The following is a 17,468-nucleotide window of genomic DNA, read 5'->3' as shown; positions in this document are numbered from 1 at the left end:
TCGTATTTCGCGCGCGAGAATGGAGCTCTTCGATTATCTATCTACCCACACATATACATCAAGCTTCCAACATTCTGCATACAATGAATTACAGGATATACCATATCATAACTAATTTAATATAATTACCGCTATTGGGTTGTAGAGCCATGACCTCTGGCGAATGCATCTTTTAAATAAATACAAGATGTGCAGAATATCCCACCACATATCAGAATTAGTAATATTATGAGGAGAATCGGATCGTGCGGTCGAAACCCGGCCCTAGCCCTCATCTAAATACCATAATTGATAATAGTAGCGAGAAATATGTTTAATCGAGTAACGTTCTTTGACAGAAATAGTATGTTGTCGTAATCGGCTCAATCTAGACAACTAGTTCACTTATACTACCACTCTGTTAGTGTTCGTTGCAGATCCCTCTCGTTGCGAGACGCGCAACTTGCTGTGTCACGCAGCTTACTATGCCATTAAAAAGTAAATAATATTATATTAATTTATTTGATGTATGGATATCCTTTAATAGTTGCTTCGTAGACCGGCTCAGTATGACATGTAGTAAGAGTGAACCATATTATAAAAATTTGATACATATCTCTTTAGCCGTGGTAGTTATCGTCGCTTTCTCGGCTGGTAGTGTCGCCTTAACGGACCATTCAACAGCGGCGATCTCTCCTTCTTCATCCGCCGATGTCGATATCGATTCGGACCTCAAAAACGAATCTGGCACAATCGAACTGATTGTACAACTCGAAAGCGTCGGCAGCAATGAGCGAAACGGAGTTTCGATCGAAGAACACAGGAAGCAGGTACACCACGCCCAAGAACCACTCACAGCGTTTGTCGAGTCTCAGTCCGGTATCGAGTTAGAAAAGAAGTTTTGGATCACGAATGCGGTGCTCGTTTCTGTCGATACTGAACAAGTCCCACTCGAGAACATTGCAGCGGTCGAGGGGGTGACTCAATTACATCCTAATTTCGAAGTGACTGCAACGGATTCGACGGATCCAACGGACGTTCGCCACGAATCAGTCGATCAAGAACGGGTCACTCGTGGTGAACACAGCGTGACTCTTACCCGAATGTCCACTATTTCTGGCGGAGAGGTACTAACACACAGGTCCGTTGGATCGGAAGATTACGACACTGTTTACGGAGTCGAACAAGTTAACGCACCAGCGGTGTGGGACAAGTACGGTGTACAAGGTGAAGGTGTCAAAGTGGCAGTTCTAGATACCGGGATTGACGCAGATCACGATGACCTGGAATTGCACACCACGCAACCGGGAGACCCAACCTATCCGGGAGGATGGGCCGAGTTTGACAGCAGTGGAAATCAGATCGATGATTCGACACCGCACGACACCGGATCACATGGAACGCACGTCAGTGGTACCGCAGCCGGAGGGGCTGCAACTGGAACCCATATCGGTGTCGCTCCCGAGGCCGACCTCATGCACGGGCTCGTGCTCCCGGATGACGGGGGGAGCTTTTCACAGATAATCGGTGGGATGGAATGGGCTGTCGAAAACGACGCCGACGTCATCACTATGAGTATGGGTGTTGACGGCTATTACTCGTCGTTTATCGATCCGATCCGCACTGCTGAAGACAATGGAGTAGTCGTGATCGCATCAATCGGCAACGATGGAGAAGAGACCAGTAGTAGTCCCGGTAACGAGTACGATTCTGTCGGTGTCGGGGCGAGTACGTCCGATAAAGAGATGTGGGATCGTTCGGGTGGCGAATTGATCGATACCGACGATGCATGGGGTGCAAGTGCACCCGATGACTGGCCGGACGAGTACGTGGTTCCCTCGGTCACAGCTCCAGGATTGTGGATCACCAGCTCGGTACCCGGAAACGACTACGAGACCAAAGCAGGCACCTCCATGGCCGCCCCCCACGTCGCCGGCGCAGCCGCGCTCGTACAATCGACCACAGACGAACACCATTCCCCCGACGAGATAACAGAGGCCCTCCAGGAAACCGCCTGGAAACCCGACGACTGGGACCCTGAACAGGACGCGAAATGGCATCTGGAAACCGAACATGGGATCGCCGACTCCCGCTACGGCCACGGCATCATCGACGCCAAAGCCGCGATCGACTATCTGATTGAGGATCAGCCCTCGTTTCAGGTCGACGACGCCGACATCGATCCCGACACGATCCTCGAAGGCGAAACAGTCGAAGCGACCGCTACGATCGAAAACGTCGGCGATACCGAGGGCGACTTCGAGGTCGAGTTCCGGATCACCGACGAGGACACACAGACCCTCGACACCGAAACCGTCACGCTCGACGCTGGCGAGTCCACCTCCGTGACGCTCTCGGGGACTGTCGACGACGCCGGTACCTACGAGGCCGACGTGAGTGGCGAGCCCGCCGGAACGCTGACCGTCGAAGCGCCCGCCGCTCTCGAAGTCACGGATTCAACGCTGGTGGACGAGACGATCCTCGAGGGCGAATCTGCCGAGATCGAAGCGACCGTCGAGAACCACGGCGACCGCGAGGGCGAACTGACGGTCGAACTCGAGGCCGACGGAGCGGTCAGAAACAGCACGACCATCTCCCTCCACGGCGGCGAAACAGGCACTGTCACGTTCCACGAGACGTTTGCCGAACCGGGAGACTACGAGATCACGGTCAACGGCGTCACCGCTGGCATCCTGACCGTCGAGGAAGCCACTCCCGAGTTCCAGGTCACCCACGCGACTCTCGACACCGACACCATCCTCGAGGGCGACGCCGCCGAAGCCACGGCAACCATCGAAAACACGGGCGACGCCGAGGGCGACTTCGACGCCGAGTTCCGGATTACTGACGGGGACGGACAGACCATCACACTCGACTCGACGACCGTCACCCTCGCTCCCGGCGAGTCCCAAACCGTCGCCCTTTCTGGCACTGTCACGGATGCCGGCAGCTACGACGCCGACGTGAGCGACGAACCCGCCGGGGAACTCACCGTCGACCGACCGCCCGTCTTCGACCTCGCTGACGGCAGCCTGGAGGAGCTCGAGATCGTCCTGGGCGAATCAGTCACGGTCGAGGCGACCGTCGAGAACGTCGGCGACCGCGACGGCACCTTCACTGCCGAACTCCTCGTCGATGGGGTTCAAAAGGACACCACCGACGTCGACGTGATCGCGGGCGAAACCGAACCCGTCTCGTTCACTTATGAACCCACCGAGGCCGGCGAGGAGGACCTCGTCATCGAGGGCGAGGACGGCGATGGCGACCGGATCGGGACCACAGCCGGCAGCCTGACCGTCCTCGCGCCCGCCGAATTCGAGGTCCGCGATCCCACCGTCGAAGACACCGAGATTTTCGAGGGCGAAACGACGGCCGCGACGGCGACGATCGAGAACGTCGGCGAAGCGGAGGGTACCTTCACCGTCGAACTCACCGCCGACGACGGCTCCGGGGCCGAGATTCGCAACGAGACCGACGTCACCCTCGAGGGCGGCGAATCCACCCAGGTACAGCGTTCGGACACCTTCGAGACCGCCGGCGAGTACGCGATCGAGATCGGCGACGTATACGCCGGTGACCTCACCGTCGTCGAACCCGAGCCTGCCGAGTTCGAAACGAGCAACCTGAACCCGAGCGAAACGACGGTTCTCGAAGGCGATTCGGTCACGATCGAGGCGACGATCGAAAACGTCGGCGACGAGTCCGGCGATCACGTGGCGACCCTCTACGTCGACGGCGAGCAATCGGCCACCGAGCAGCTCTCGCTCGACGGCGGCGAGTCGACGACCGTCACCTTCGCCGAGCCGTTCGACGAGGCAGGCGACTACGAGATCGGCGTCGACGACGCCACCCCGGTCACGCTCACCGTCGACCGGCCGGCGACCTTCGAGGTCCACGACCCGAACCTGAACGAAACGACGGTCCTCGAGGGCGATTCTGTCGAACTCGCGGCCGACGTGGAGAACGTCGGCGACCGCGAGGGGACCTTCGAGGCAGAGTTCCGCGCTGACACCCGGGTCGTCGACGAGCAGGAGGTCACCCTCGAAGCCGGGGTAACCGAAACTGTCATGCTCGAGGCGACGTTCGACCACGCCGGCGAGTACGACCTCTCATTCAGCGACGTCGACGCCGGAACACTCTCCGTCGAAGCGCCCGCTGACCTGGAGGTCACCGGCGCCGACCTCCAGGACGAGACGATCCTCGAGGGCGAGTCTGTCGACGTCGACGCCGTCATCGAAAACCAGGGCGACCGCGAAGGCGAACTGACGGTCGAACTCCAGGTCGACGGCGAGGACGTGACCTCGAAGAGTGTAACCCTCGCCGGCGGCGGGACGACGACTGCGACCTTCACTGAATCGTTCGCGGACGCGGGCACGTACGAGATCACAGTCAACGGCGTCCACGCGGGTACTCTCACAGTCGAACAACCCGCGACGCTCGCTGTGACCGACGCCGACCTGAGTCGGGAGGCGATCCTCGAGGGCGAGTCAGTCGACGTGACCGCCGACGTGGAGAACGTCGGCGACCGTCAGGGGACCGTCGACGTGTCGCTTTCGATCGACGGGGCGGCCGAACGGAGCCAGGAGATTACACTCGGGGCCGGCGAAACGGAGACGGTCACCTTTACGAAACCGTTCGCCGATCCCGGAACCTACGACGTAGCCGTCGAGGGGGCCCACGCCGGAACTCTCACCGTCGAGGAGGCTACCTCCGCGTTCGAAACGCGGGACGTCACCCTGGGCGAGGATCCGATCCTCGAAGGAGAGTCGACCACGATTACGGCGACCGTCGAGAACGTCGGCGACGCGACCGGCGACTACGTCGCCACGCTGTACGTCGACGGCGACCCCGAGGCCACCCAAACCGTACCGCTCGACCCCGGCGCGTCCACGACCGTTAGCTTCGAACAGTCGTTCCAGCAGGCGGGCACCTACGGGATCACGGTCGACGACACGTCCGAAACGACCCTGACGGTCGAACGGCCCCCGATCTTCGAACTCTCCGCGGGCTCCCTGGACGACTCCGAGATCGTCGCGGGCGAGCAGACCACGATCACGGCGACCGTCGAGAACGTCGGCGACCGCGACGGCACCTTCACCGCCGAACTCCACGTCGACGACGACGAATACCAAACCACGGACGTCACTCTCCCTGCGGGCGAATCTGACACCATCTCATTCGCCTATGGACCGCCCGAGGCCGGCGAATACGCGATCGCGATCGCCGGCGACGACAACGATGGCGACCGGACCGAAACCGTCGCTGACAGCCTGACCGTCCTCGCGCCGGCGAACCTCTCCGTGGTCGACGCCGAAACCACCGAGTCCGAACTCCCGGTCGGCAACGAGGTGACTGTCGAGGCGACCGTCGAGAACGACGGCGACGTGACCGGCGAGCTGACGGTCGAGCTGGAACTCGACGGCGACGGCGTCGTCGACGAACGCGTCGAAGTGGCGGGGCGGGCCGCCGAGACGGTCGAGTTGGCTTACGAAATTTCCGAACCGGGCGAGTACACCCTTGCCGTCGACGGCGAACCCGCCGGCACATTGTCGGTGATCGACCCGGCGGCCGACGTGAAAATCGGTCCGGCTAGCCTGACGACAAACGAGATCGAGGAAGGCGAGGAAGTCGGCGTAAACGTCACCGTCGAGAACCGCGGCGAGTACGACGCCACCGTCGACCTGGATCTCCGAGTCGACAACAGAACCCTCACCACTGAATCTGTTGCCGTCCCCGCCGGCGGAGATGCGAACGCAACCCTCACGCACGCGTTCGAGGACCCCGGAGAATACGAGATGCACGTGAACGACGCCTACGCCGGAAATGTCACCGTCACGGAAGCCGACAGCGGCGGGGACAGCGGAAGCAGTGGTGGCGGTGGGGGCGGAGCCAGTGGTGGCGGTGGGGGCGGAGGCGGTCCACCGCCGGGATTCGGTACCCCCCCGAGCGACGGTGGCGAGGAACCGGAGCCCGGGCCGTCGGTCGCAGTCGAGTCCACCGACGATGGCTCAACCGTTTCGGTGAGCGATCCGTCCCCCTCGGAGTCTGTCAGGTTCGATCTCGCGGAAAGCGGCGAGGGCGAGTCAGTCAGCCACTCCGGACTCGAACTCTCGCTGGGCGAGGGCGCCGAGGACTTCCATCTCGACGTGTACACGCCCACCCGCGAGCCGAACGCGGCCCCCGAACCCGAGGGACGTGAGGCGATCGGCTACCTCCGCGTCGAGCGGAACGGGATCGAAAACGACGACATCGAGGAAGCTCGCTTCGAGTTTACGGTTCGCTCCCACGAACTCCCGGACGGTGCCGAACCCGACGACGTCGAGATGCTCCGGTACCACGACGGCGAGTGGCAGGAACTGGAGACGACTCACGAGGGGGGCGACACCTACACTGCGGTGACGCCGGGCTTCTCCGAGTTCGCGGTGACTGCGGGTGACGCCTCCGACCCTCCCGCCGCCAGCCTCGAACTGCTCGAGACAGGGATCGACGAGGAACGCATCCACGTGGGCGAGGAGGCCGTCATCGAGGCGACCGTCGAAAACGAAGACGAGGTCGACGGCGAGTACGAAGCCGAGCTCCGGATCGACGGGGAAACCGTCGAAACGAAGACGATCGAGGTCGCACCCGGTACGATAGAGACTGTTCCGTTCTCGATCGCGTTCGGCGAGGCCGGCACCTACGAGGTCGAACTCGGGGACGGAGACGAAGCGAGCGAGTTTGAAGTCACCGTCGAGCCGTCAGTGAACACGGATGCTGCAGGCGAGACGGGCTCCGACGACGATCCCGGATCAGTCGACGGCGAGGGAGCACCCGACGAGGAGAGCGCTCCCGACGAAGAGAGCGCCCTCGACGAGGAGGCGAAGTCGGTCGAGGACGTGGACGACGGTGACGACGGAGGCGAGAGGGACGATGGGGACGACGGGGCCCCCCTGTTCGACCTCCCGTCCCCGCTGTGGACGGCCGGCCTCGTGGGGATGGTCCTCGTGGCGATCCTCGTCAACCTGCTGGTCATCGGCCCGGAACTGTCACGCGTCGGAGGTGACGTCGAGGGCTCCCGGACGAGCACGTCCACCACGTCGCACTCCGAGTTTCCGGAGGTGACGACCGATCGCGGAACGACTGGCGCCGAACCGGCCACCCCGCCGTCCGAGTTCGATTGGAGCGGCGACGATTGAGGCCGGTCGCTGTGTCGGATATTTTTTTTTTTTCAGTGAACGTGTACGTGTATTAATTGCTCCATACCAAAATACACTGGTGTCCAACTGGTGAACGGGAGCGGCCCACTGGCGACGCAGGCCTGGGTTCGCTCCGACACCCATCTCCCCCCGGGTGCCTTTTACTGGCTGTCGACAACCGTCAACCATGCCCACGCTGCTCGACACGTACCTCGAAAACCGATCGCGCATCCAGCCGAACCACACGAACAACTACGGAATGGCCCACGGGGGCAACGTGATGAAGTGGATGGACGAGGTCGGTGCGATGTCGGCGATGCGGTTCGCCGGGCAGACGTGTGTCACCGCCAGTATCGAGGGAATGGACTTCGAGAAGCCGGTCCCGCAGGGCGACACTGTCCTCATCCACTCGTACGTCTACGCCGCCGGCCGGACGAGCGTCCGGGTCCGGCTACAGGCGTACCGCGAACATCCTCGAACCGGCGAGATAGAACGCACTACCGAATCCTACTTCGTGTTCGTCGCGATCGACGAGGACCGAACGCCCGTCTCCGTCCCGGAGCTCGCGGTGAAGACTGAAAAGGGTCGACGGCTCCGGGATGAGGCGATCGAAGGGGAATCACACCACTGAACGTCGTCAGGTCGCGACGGGGACGCCACACCGGTTCGTTTTAGCGGCTTCCCGCCGACGATCCCGACATGAAGGTCCGCGGCGATCGCGAGTGTACCGACTGCGGGACGCGCTGGTCCTACTACGACACCGGGGAGATCGCATGTCCCGGTTGCGGGAGCCTCCGGAGCGTCGGCGTCGAAACCGAGCGCAAGCGGCACACGGACGCGCCGGCGACGCTCGACCTCACGCGATTCCGGGAAGCGGTCGCCGACGAGGAGCCCCGCCGGGGAGCCGACACAGAGCTCGAAGGGGTCGACGAGATCGCAGACGAACTGGGATCGACCCTTCGGGAGTACCTCCGGAAACGCGGGTTCATTCGAGGGGGCGAACTCCTGCCGCTCGACGACACCTATTTGGCCGCCCGGGAACTGCTGGAGGTCGTCCACGCCTACAGGCGACTCCAGGATCCCGACGAAGCGGCGAGCCTCTACGTACTGAAACTGTTGGAAGGCACTGACGAGGGCGCTCGTCCCGAACCGGAAGCTGTGCCGACCGCGCTGGCACCGGCTCGGGGGCTGGCCATCGCGACTGTCGTCGAAGCGTATCGGGACGAACTGGTAACGTACCTGAGCGACCTCGATGAGGCTACCGAAACCGAGGAGGACGCCGTCGGCACTGACACAACCGACGTGACGACCGTCCTCGGTCGGCTGCGAGACCGAACGAAACGCGTCCGGGCGCTGGAGGGCGAGGTGGATCCCGCCGAGGCCGAGACGCTCGTCGTCGCCGCCCGGGAAATCGGTGCGTACCTCCGGGACGACGACCTCGACGCGCTGGCGCGGGGTCACGATAGACTGGCCGACGTGGATTGACTGAAAAACGGGGGGCAGGGCACCACGAGAAAATTTATTCGAGATACGGTCGACACACGCGCTCGATTCCGGTTTCGAAGTCGATCCGTGGCTCCCAGCCGGTCGCGGCTTCGAGTTTCGAGGGATCCGCCCGCGTGTGGTAGACGTAATCGTCGTACGGAACGTCGATGTATTCGGGTTCGACGTCGGTTCCGAATGCCCCGTTGAAAAGGTCGATCATCTCGTTGAAGCTGTACGCCTCGCCGGTGCCGACGTTGTATATCCCCGACAGGCGCTGGTCTGCGACCAGTTCGGTCGCCCGGACCGCGTCCTCGACGTGGAGGAAATCCCGGGTCTGCGTGCCGTCGCCGAAGACGACCGGCGATTCCCCCCTGGCGATCGCGTCGGCGAACTGCGAGACGGTGTTTGCGTATCCGCCCTTGTGGGCTTCGTTGCCGCCAAACCCCTGATACACTGAGAAGTATCGCAGCCCCGTCACCGAACAGTTCTCCTCGGCGTACGCCGACGCGTACTGTTCCCTCGCGAGTTTCGACGCCTCGTAGCGGGTTCGCGGTCGAACGGAAAGCGACTCCGGTGACGGACGCTCGCGGGTTCCATACACCGAGGAGCTGGAAGCGTACACGACCGTCTCACAGCCGAGGTCGCGTGCGACCTCTACCGAGTTCACGAACCCCTCGACGTTGACTCGCACCCCGCGTTGGGGCTCTTCGTCGTGCATGTCCCGCGAGGAGAGTGCCGCGAAGACGAACAGTGCGTCGACCCCCCCGAGTCGGTCGCGGACCGTGTCCGTCAGATCCGGATCGAGGACGCTAGCCTCCAGAAACTCAACGTCGTCCACCAGATTGTCGGTCGTACCAAGGGAGAGATCGTCGACGACGAGGACGTCGTTTCGGGGAGCGAGACGATTCGCGAGGACCGACCCGATGAAACCGGCGCCGCCGGTGACGAGCACGCGGGCGTTCTCCATACCCGAACGAGCCGCAGGCAGCCAAAAAGCTCTGTCGAGACGGCGGCTTCGACGACACGGCACCGACAGCCGCCGATATATGCACACCACGCATTACCAGATTCCGGAACGTTTCCGCAAGTTATAGCACGACTGCGAGCGAACGTCCGGCAATGAGTCGGAACATCCAGGTCAGCCAACTCGACCGACGAGCGGTCGAGGACCAGGAAGTCGAAATCGTCGAGCGAAAGGGGATCGGTCATCCGGACTCCATCTGTGACGGCATCGCCGAATCGGTCTCGCGGGCGCTCTCGCAGATGTATCTCGATCGCGTGGGGCGGGTCCTCCATTACAACACCGACGAAACCCAACTCGCCGCCGGGTCGGCGGCACCCGCGTTCGGCGGCGGCGAGGTCGTCGAGCCGATCTACGTTCTCATCGTCGGCCGGGCGACCCGGAAATACGACGGACAGTCGCTCCCGGTCGATTCGACGGCGCTTGCAGCCGCAAGGGAGTATCTCGCCGAACAGATACCGAAACTGGACTTCGGCACGGACGTCGTCGTCGACACCAGGCTCGGCGAGGGCTCTGGCGACCTGCAGGAGGTGTTCTCCGAGGAGGGTGCCACGGTGCCGATGGCAAACGACACCTCCTTCGGCGTGGGACACGCCCCCCTGACTGAGACCGAACAGATCGTGTACGCCACCGAACGGCAGCTCAACACGACCTATGCGGCCGACAACCCCGAACTCGGCGCCGACATCAAGGTGATGGGAAAACGCGAGAACGACCGAATCGACATCACCGTCGCGGCGGCGATGATCGACGAACACCTCGAGGACATCGAAGCGTACGACGACGCCGTCGAGCGGGTTCGCGAGTTCGTCACCGAACTCGCGCGCGATCACACCGACCGGGAGGTCCACGTCGACGTCAACACCGCGGACGATTACGAGGACGGATCGATCTACCTCACCGTGACCGGCACCTCCGCAGAGCAGGGTGACGACGGATCGGTCGGCCGCGGGAACCGCGCCAACGGACTCATCACCCCGAACCGGCCGATGAGCATGGAGGCGACCTCCGGAAAGAACCCCGTAAACCACATCGGAAAGATCTACAACCTGCTCTCGACGGAAATCGCCGAGTCAGTCGTCGACGAGGTCGACGGGATCCGGGACCTCCAGGTGCGACTCCTCTCCCAGATCGGGCGGCCGATCGACCAGCCCCACGTCGCCGACGCCCAGGTCGTGACGACCGACGGCGTCGAACTCGTGAATATCCAGAGTGACATCGAGGCGATCATCGACGACGAACTCGCGAACGTCACCGACGTCACCCGACGGGTCGTCGAGGGCGACATCTCGACCTTTTAGAACGGCTACCGTGCGCCGTGAAGTACTTAAAAGACCACGAGCCACGGCGCAGTCACGACGAACAGCGTCGAGAGCAGTCCTTCCCGTCGCCCGACCGTCTTCAGTGCAGGCGTCGCCTCTCCGCCGGCGACCAGCGTTCGACCGCCGGCGACGGCGAACGCGACGGGCGCACCGAGTCCCAGCAGCCCGCCGTACCAGCCCCCAGTGACCGCAAGCAGCGCGACGCCGTGATAGCTCAACGACGCACGCCGGAACAGCTCTCCCCGACGGCCCGTCGCCGAAAGGAGGCTCTGGACCCGGATCACGCTGCCGACGTGAAACGCCAGAAACAGCAGCCAGAGGAGCCCCGCCGTGCGGCTGTCCAGTCTCAGCAACACGGCGCCGGCAGGAACGACGATCGACAGCGCACAGAGCCCGGAAAGCTCCCCGCCGAGCGGGACGGGCCACCCAGTTTTCCGCACCCTGAGGTCGAGAACGACCGCTGGGACTGCGGCGGCCGCGAGTATCCACACCGGTCCGACCTGGAGCGCCAGGCCGGCCGCGACGAAAAGAATTGCCACCACTTCGACAACAGCGATCAACAGGAGACGACGGCGCGCAGCGGGGGCATCCCGAATCCCACGACGGCGGAGCGCCTCCCGGAACAGCAGTGCGAGTACCGCGAGAACGACGAACGCCACGAACGCCCAGAGCACACCGTCCGCCGGCATTCCACGTGCGACGACGACGGCGAGGGGAGTCAACACGCCTGCGGTGAGCATGACCCACGCGCCGTGCTCTGTGGGGATCGGTGGCAGAATACGGCGTCCCGTCGCGCCGTTCTGTGGGGTGGTTCCGGAACGCACCTATTCTAATTTAAAATACGCACACGTATGCCTCTCGATTTCTCCCGGTCGGAACTGTCACCTCGGACTCAGTGGGAAACGTCCAAAATCAGTCGAAACCAGTCGATGCGATCCGAACGTCCCCGACACGCCAATCCCGAATCGTGGCTCAGATGATCGGGACGTTGATTGCCGAGAACAACACTGCCATCCGGAGGAACCAGCCGCCGATGATGACGAAGCCGAACTTCGTCACGTACGCGACTTTCTCCGTGGTTCCGCCGAGCGAGAACCCGTCCATGCGGTTCGCCAGGATGATCACTCCGGAGATCACGAGCGGTAGGATGAGGCCGATCACGACGACCCCGACCCAGAACTCGAAGGCGAACGTGCTCGTCAATCGATCGTAGGTGGCGAGTGCGACCGCGCCGTCTCCCTGGAGGACGTACAGGAACGCCGCCAGGATCGCGATCTCGCCGAGGATGACCACGTCGTCGGCGAGGCTGAACTCGTGGACGCCGGTGTCGTGGACGCCTTTCTTGATCGTGGTGACCGCGACGGTTGCACAGATCCCCATGGAGAGCCCGCTCGCGAGGAACAGCATCGGGAGCAACACGGGGTGCCAGAGCGGGACGACTGGGTAGACGTCGCTGATGAGCAGTGCGGTATAAACGATCAACACGAGGCCGACGATCGCGCCGATCGCGTTGAGCGCGAGCCGCTCTCTGGTCGTCGGGCGGGTGAAGTCAGCCACGCGGTTGATCCGACGGAACGGGAGACCGAACCCGGTATCTTCACCGAATCCGAGCCAGAGCGCCTGGATGATCGCTAACAGTACGAACACCCCGATGATCCAGATACCGAGCGTCATCCAGGAGCTCATCTGGGTGAACAGCCAGAAGTAGGCGACGTTCGTCGGCTCGCCGAGGTGGAACAGCAGTCCGAGGCCACCGACGACGATGGCGACGACCGAGATGACCATTCCCCACCTGGCGGTCAGGCTGTAGGCGTCCGCTCGTTGTTCGTTGCGATAGCTCAGGTAGTCGGCGACGGCGCCGGTGACGTACGCCCCCCCGGCCAATCCGCCGAGGAAGAGGTACGTCCCGATCAGCGTCCCCCACAGTTCCGATGGTGATTCAAACATGGTTTTGGGTTCCTGTTTTCGGTGTTAGTTTCGTGGTGTCAGTCATTCGATTGGCGTTCGTCGAGACCTCAGTACGGATCGGGCGCCTCCAGCCCGACGTCTGCGTGTGTCGTTGGTCCGGACACGCGATCGGTATCGACGTCGGAGGGGTCGTCCCCGACGTAGATCACGTTCGGATTCGAGACGTCGGTGTGGAGTTGGAAGACCTCGTCGTCGTCGAAGTCCTCCAGGTACTGGTTCGGGTCGCTTTCGGGATCGTTGAGGTCGCCGAACTGGATCGCGTTCACCGGACAGGCGTCGGAACACGCCGTGGTTCCTTCCTCCTCCTCGGTGAATCGCCGGTGGGCACAGAACGTACACTTGCTGCAGGAGCCGTCCGGCGGCGGACCGGCAACCCACCGGTCCACTTCGTCTCGCCGCTGTCCGGTGAAGTAGCCCGTCATGTCGGAGTACACGAACGAGTTGACGTGATACGGACACGCGACCTCACAGTACTTGCAGCCGAGGCAGGTGTCGTAGTTACACAGGACACGCCCGTCGTAGTGCTGGATCCGGGAGTGGTTTGGACAGACCCGCACGCAGGGCGCGTCGTCGCAGTGTTGGCACGGACGAGGGAGCGACTCGCAGTCGGTTTCGTCCTCGTACTCGCGGTCTTCCCGCTGATAACGGTGGACGTACATCCAGAAGTCGCCGACGTGCGTCTTGTTTTCCTCTTTACAGGCCTGGACGCACTGGAGGCACTTGATGCACGCATCCGTGTCGATGACCATGCCCATGCTGCGCTGGCCGATCGACTGGGCGGCGACGGACTCCTGATTGCTTTCGGCATCGAGGTTCTCGAAAGTGTCGTCCGTCGAGTCCTCCGAGAGGAAGCCGGCAGTCCCTGCAGCTGCCGCGCCGGCGGCAGCCGCCCCTCCGGCCTTCATGACCGTCCGGCGGGAGACCGGCTGATCGCCCAGCGGAATGTGTGGGTGCGGGGTGTCCTCCGTCCCATCGGCGGGATCCGCGTTCCCCGTTTCCTCGAAGTCGGCATAGTCGACGCCGAACTCCTCACTCACCTCCTCGCGGTATCGTTCGTGGAACTCCTCTTCGGAGAGCTCCCCGCTCGTGATCCGGCGGGCGTCCTTGGCCATCCGCTTTGCCAGTTCGGTGTCGTAATCGACATCTTCGAGGAGCCGTTCGGCCCGTTCGTCGATGTCGGCGTGTGGATCGTCGTTCATAATTTCAATGGGTCGGGCAGTACTCGGGTCCGAGGCTACAGTCGAGTTCTCTTCTCGACCACCGTCGAGTGTCATCGTTTCGGTACGCGACCGACCGAGTCATCCCTTTCACGGGAAAAAATAGGTCAGTAGCTGGGATTGGTATTCGGCTGTATATTCGGCCAGTTTATATACCAATTCCACACAGCGATGGTCTCCGGTGGTGAAGCGCAATCGCCTGCGGAAGCGAAATCAGCGCAAAAACGTCGCCTGAGGCGTCCTACACCGGTGTGAACAGGCCCAGGAACAGGGCCAACACTACCGTCGAGCCGATGATTGCGGTGGCGATTGCGACGAAGTATCCGAGGCCGATCGCCGCGGTTCTGACGTCGTTCGGGGCGTCCGTGAACCATCCGATCAGGATGAGGTACAGCGGTAGCCACAGGACGCCGAACAGTACGTATAGGCCAAGTGTTGTCGTACTCATGCTTCCACCTCCTCTATCGATTCATCAGGGTTCGTACAGCAGATTCCCGTCCCGGAGCACATCGGAATGATTTTGATCAGGACGAGGAACGCCAGGATACCAACGAACAGCACGCCGAGCGAGATCACCCACTCGACGTTCGTCGGGAAGTAGGTTCCGTGCTCGTAAGGCAGTCCGATCGGGAACATAAGCGGCTCCAGGACCGCCAGGTTCTTTTTGATGAACACGCCGAACATCACGGTCATCGACGCGACGACGCCGATCTCGGGCGTGATCGACCGGTACATGTAAATCCAGGTCAACGCCAGCATCGGGAAGACGAGCAGGGCGATGGAGGTCCAGAAGTACGTGGACAGCGCCCCGTACATCATCGCGTCGGCGATCGCTGCACCGCCCAGCGGCGACATCGGGAACACCATCGGCATGAACTGGTTGAACAGCGCAATGAGGTAGACGAACGTAAACAGGGCAAGCCCCTTCCCGAGATTGACGAACATCGCGTCCGGGAGCGCCTCCTCGAGACCGTAGATCCGGCGCATCGCGTACGCGATGACGGTAAGTGCGCCGATCCCGGCGGGGATCCCGCCGGTGATGAAGACGACCCCCTGAATCTTTCCGTAGTAGCCGGGCTGGGGGCCGACAACCCCGAACAGCCATCCCGGGACCATCCCGGCAGTGACGACCAGGAGCAACATTCCGGCACCCATGTATTTGAGCATCGAAGTCAGCTTCCGACCCTCGGTCGGACTGTAGCCGATCGTGAGCAGTTTCTGTGGGATCCTGGCGCGAAGCGGAAGCTCGACGTCCATCCATCCGTAGTCGCGCCGGAGCGACATCGCGAGCATCGTCGTCGACACCACGATCAGCATGGTGACGAACGTCACGTCCCACGCGAGCGGGGAGTGTTGGACCGTGGTCGGCCAGCTTTCCATCACGTAGATCACCCGCTCGGGTCGACCCAGGTCGATCACGATGAGGAACGACGCACAGATCGCGGAGATGACTGCCCACAGCTCTCCGATCCGAGCGAGCATTTCGTACTCTTCGATCTCTCGAAACCGGATGTATCCCGCGATCGCGATTGATCCGAGCGCAGCACCGGCGTACCACTCGAAGGCACCGATGTAAACTCCCCAGGTAACCCCGGCTTGCGTCCCCCAGGACGCCATGTCCGTGACGACCAACCCATATCGAAGCTGGTGTACCAGGGCCTCCGCGTAGATCGCTCCAAAGCCCAGCAGCACCAGCAGGAGGGCGATGTACTTTTTGCTCAGACTGGTGAGGGGATTCAGTACGACCTGTTGTGCAAGTGTTTCCTGATCAGTTGCCATCGTCGTCACCTCCGTCGGCGTAGACGTCACGACCCGGACGATCCTTGCTCAGGCCAGCGTTCTCGACCGTCGTCGGTCCGTCGACCGGCTCCGGATGACCCTCCGGCTCGTTGCCGATGTAGAATACGTTCGGGCTGGTGTTCGCGTCCTTGAACAGGCGGAACTTCGAGGCGGAACTCTTCTCGTCGAGGTGCTGTCGCGGTGGGCTCTCCTCGTCTTCGAGATCTCCGAAGTGGATCGCGTCGACTGGACACGCGTCCTCACAGGCGGTCGTTCCCTCGAGCTCCGGATCCCCGGAATCCTGTCGCTGAATACAGAACGTACATTTGCCCATCACGCCCTGCGGCGGATCGCCGGCAGAGGTGACTCCGTCGACCTCTCGGTCGTAGTCAAACTCGCCCTCCGACTCGGTCCACTGGAAGTAGTTTACCCCGTACGGGCAGGAGATCTCACAGTACCGGCACCCGGTACACCGATCGTAATCAGTGAGAACGATCCCGTCTTCCGTCCTGCGATATCTCGAAGCGGTCGGACAAGCGTTCACACACGGCGCATCCGAACAGTGCTGGCATGGCCGCGAGAGATGGTGAGTCTCGTCGGTGTAGTCGTCCTGCTGGTACCGGAACACGTACATCCACAGCGATCCCTCGGACGTGTTGTTCTCCTCGTTGCAGGCCTGCATACACTGGAGACAGGCAATACAGCGTTCGGTGTCGATCACCATTCCCATCTGCTTGTCGGGCTCCGGTTCGTCCTGATCGTCCGCCGCGACGCCGGCCCCCTGCAGCGCCGCAGTACCGCCGATCGCGGCAGCACCCAACATGCCGGCCGTCTTGAGTACTGACCGTCGGGATGGTTCGTCGCTTCCGGGGACGCCCGGAAGCGGGCCGTCCGATCCCGGATCCGGATCCCCAGCACCCGTGCGCTTTCCTCCGCGGGAGGAACCGTAGTTGACGTCCGGATCACTCGGCCGATCGTCGACGCCGAACTCCTCGAGAATCGCGTCGTTGTGCTTCTCGTGGAACTCCCGGTCGCTCATCTCGCCGGCAACCAGCCGGCGGGAGTCACGAGCGAGTTCGATCCCGAGATCCGTGTCGTAATCGACGTTCGCCAGGATCTCCCGTGCCCGAGCTTCGTCGATCCCGTCGGCTCTGTCGTCGCCAGTTCCGTCACGAAAACCGTGAGTCGTTTGTGGCTCCCTATACGGTGGATCGTTTCCCTGGCTCATAGCTGTATAATTTAACTAGAGTAGGGAAAGGCTCCGTTTGAATATGACAGTAGTTTATATACCCATCCTCGGTACAGATCCCGTTCGTCACTCTTGCGAGAAAACCGATTTATCCCGGTGCGAACTGGGCCATCCTGTTCATCTACGACGGAGTCGAACCGCGATTACTACCGCTCGAATGAAGCTACGTTAACCTTCATTATTAATAAATTCTCACGGGAAATCGGAAAAATCACCTGCGAATTCGGCGTGCGAGTACGTAGACACACCGAACGAATCCCGGTAAACAGACGC

11 protein-coding genes are annotated in these 17,468 nt (G+C 62.0%); 4 read left to right on the top strand and 7 right to left on the bottom strand.

What is annotated here, in order from left to right; genetic code table 11:
- Positions 1 to 548: 548 nt before the first annotated feature.
- The 3 genes from AArcCO_RS06710 to AArcCO_RS06700 all read left to right on the top strand — a co-directional run bounded on the left by AArcCO_RS06710 (position 549) and on the right by AArcCO_RS06700 (position 8,639).
- Positions 549 to 7,154, top strand: a complete 6,606-nt coding sequence (locus AArcCO_RS06710; protein ID WP_321170499.1) for a CARDB domain-containing protein — start codon at positions 549 to 551, stop codon at positions 7,152 to 7,154.
- A 187-nt stretch (positions 7,155 to 7,341) separates the two neighbouring features.
- Complete coding sequence (locus AArcCO_RS06705) at positions 7,342 to 7,785, top strand: acyl-CoA thioesterase (protein ID WP_259535891.1); 444 nt, start codon at positions 7,342 to 7,344, stop codon at positions 7,783 to 7,785.
- A 68-nt stretch (positions 7,786 to 7,853) separates the two neighbouring features.
- On the top strand, positions 7,854 to 8,639 hold the full coding sequence (locus AArcCO_RS06700; RefSeq protein ID WP_259535890.1) for a DUF7117 family protein: 786 nt from the start codon (positions 7,854 to 7,856) through the stop codon (positions 8,637 to 8,639).
- 34 nt (positions 8,640 to 8,673) lie between these two features.
- Here the strand turns inward: AArcCO_RS06700 and AArcCO_RS06695 are convergent, their stop codons facing one another.
- On the bottom strand, positions 8,674 to 9,606 hold the full coding sequence (locus AArcCO_RS06695; protein ID WP_259535888.1) for an NAD-dependent epimerase/dehydratase family protein: 933 nt from the start codon (positions 9,604 to 9,606) through the stop codon (positions 8,674 to 8,676).
- A 152-nt stretch (positions 9,607 to 9,758) separates the two neighbouring features.
- Between AArcCO_RS06695 and AArcCO_RS06690 the strand changes: the two genes are divergently transcribed.
- On the top strand, positions 9,759 to 10,961 hold the full coding sequence (locus AArcCO_RS06690) for a methionine adenosyltransferase (RefSeq protein ID WP_259535886.1): 1,203 nt from the start codon (positions 9,759 to 9,761) through the stop codon (positions 10,959 to 10,961).
- Positions 10,962 to 10,987: 26 nt separating this feature from the next.
- On the opposite strand, the gene AArcCO_RS06685 is transcribed toward AArcCO_RS06690, so the two are convergent.
- From AArcCO_RS06685 to AArcCO_RS06660, 6 genes are all read right to left on the bottom strand, one after another.
- Positions 10,988 to 11,806, bottom strand: a complete 819-nt coding sequence (locus AArcCO_RS06685; protein ID WP_259535884.1) for a YwiC-like family protein — start codon at positions 11,804 to 11,806, stop codon at positions 10,988 to 10,990.
- Positions 11,807 to 11,954: 148 nt separating this feature from the next.
- Entirely contained in the window at positions 11,955 to 12,929 is a 975-nt protein-coding gene (gene nrfD, locus AArcCO_RS06680) for an NrfD/PsrC family molybdoenzyme membrane anchor subunit (RefSeq protein ID WP_259535882.1), read from the bottom strand.
- Between the two features lie 68 nt (positions 12,930 to 12,997).
- A complete protein-coding gene (locus tag AArcCO_RS06675; protein ID WP_259535880.1) occupies positions 12,998 to 14,149 on the bottom strand; it encodes a 4Fe-4S ferredoxin N-terminal domain-containing protein in 1,152 nt (383 codons plus the stop codon).
- Positions 14,150 to 14,408: 259 nt separating this feature from the next.
- Positions 14,409 to 14,615 (bottom strand): hypothetical protein, encoded by a 207-nt coding sequence (locus AArcCO_RS06670; RefSeq protein ID WP_259535878.1) that lies wholly within the window; start codon positions 14,613 to 14,615, stop codon positions 14,409 to 14,411.
- Positions 14,612 to 15,946 carry an NrfD/PsrC family molybdoenzyme membrane anchor subunit gene (gene nrfD / locus AArcCO_RS06665; RefSeq protein WP_259535876.1) on the bottom strand — a complete coding sequence of 445 codons (1,335 nt, stop codon included), beginning with the start codon at positions 15,944 to 15,946 and terminating at the stop codon, positions 14,612 to 14,614. Before nrfD (AArcCO_RS06665) ends, AArcCO_RS06670 begins: the two co-directional genes overlap by 4 nt.
- Positions 15,936 to 17,174 carry a 4Fe-4S ferredoxin N-terminal domain-containing protein gene (locus tag AArcCO_RS06660; protein ID WP_259535874.1) on the bottom strand — a complete coding sequence of 413 codons (1,239 nt, stop codon included), beginning with the start codon at positions 17,172 to 17,174 and terminating at the stop codon, positions 15,936 to 15,938. Before AArcCO_RS06660 ends, nrfD (AArcCO_RS06665) begins: the two co-directional genes overlap by 11 nt.
- Positions 17,175 to 17,468 lie beyond the last annotated feature (294 nt).

Origin of the sequence: Halalkaliarchaeum sp. AArc-CO, from assembly GCF_024972735.1 — an archaeon.
Taxonomy (GTDB): domain Archaea; phylum Halobacteriota; class Halobacteria; order Halobacteriales; family Haloferacaceae; genus Halalkaliarchaeum.
This window is presented reverse-complemented; position numbering and strand designations above follow the sequence as displayed.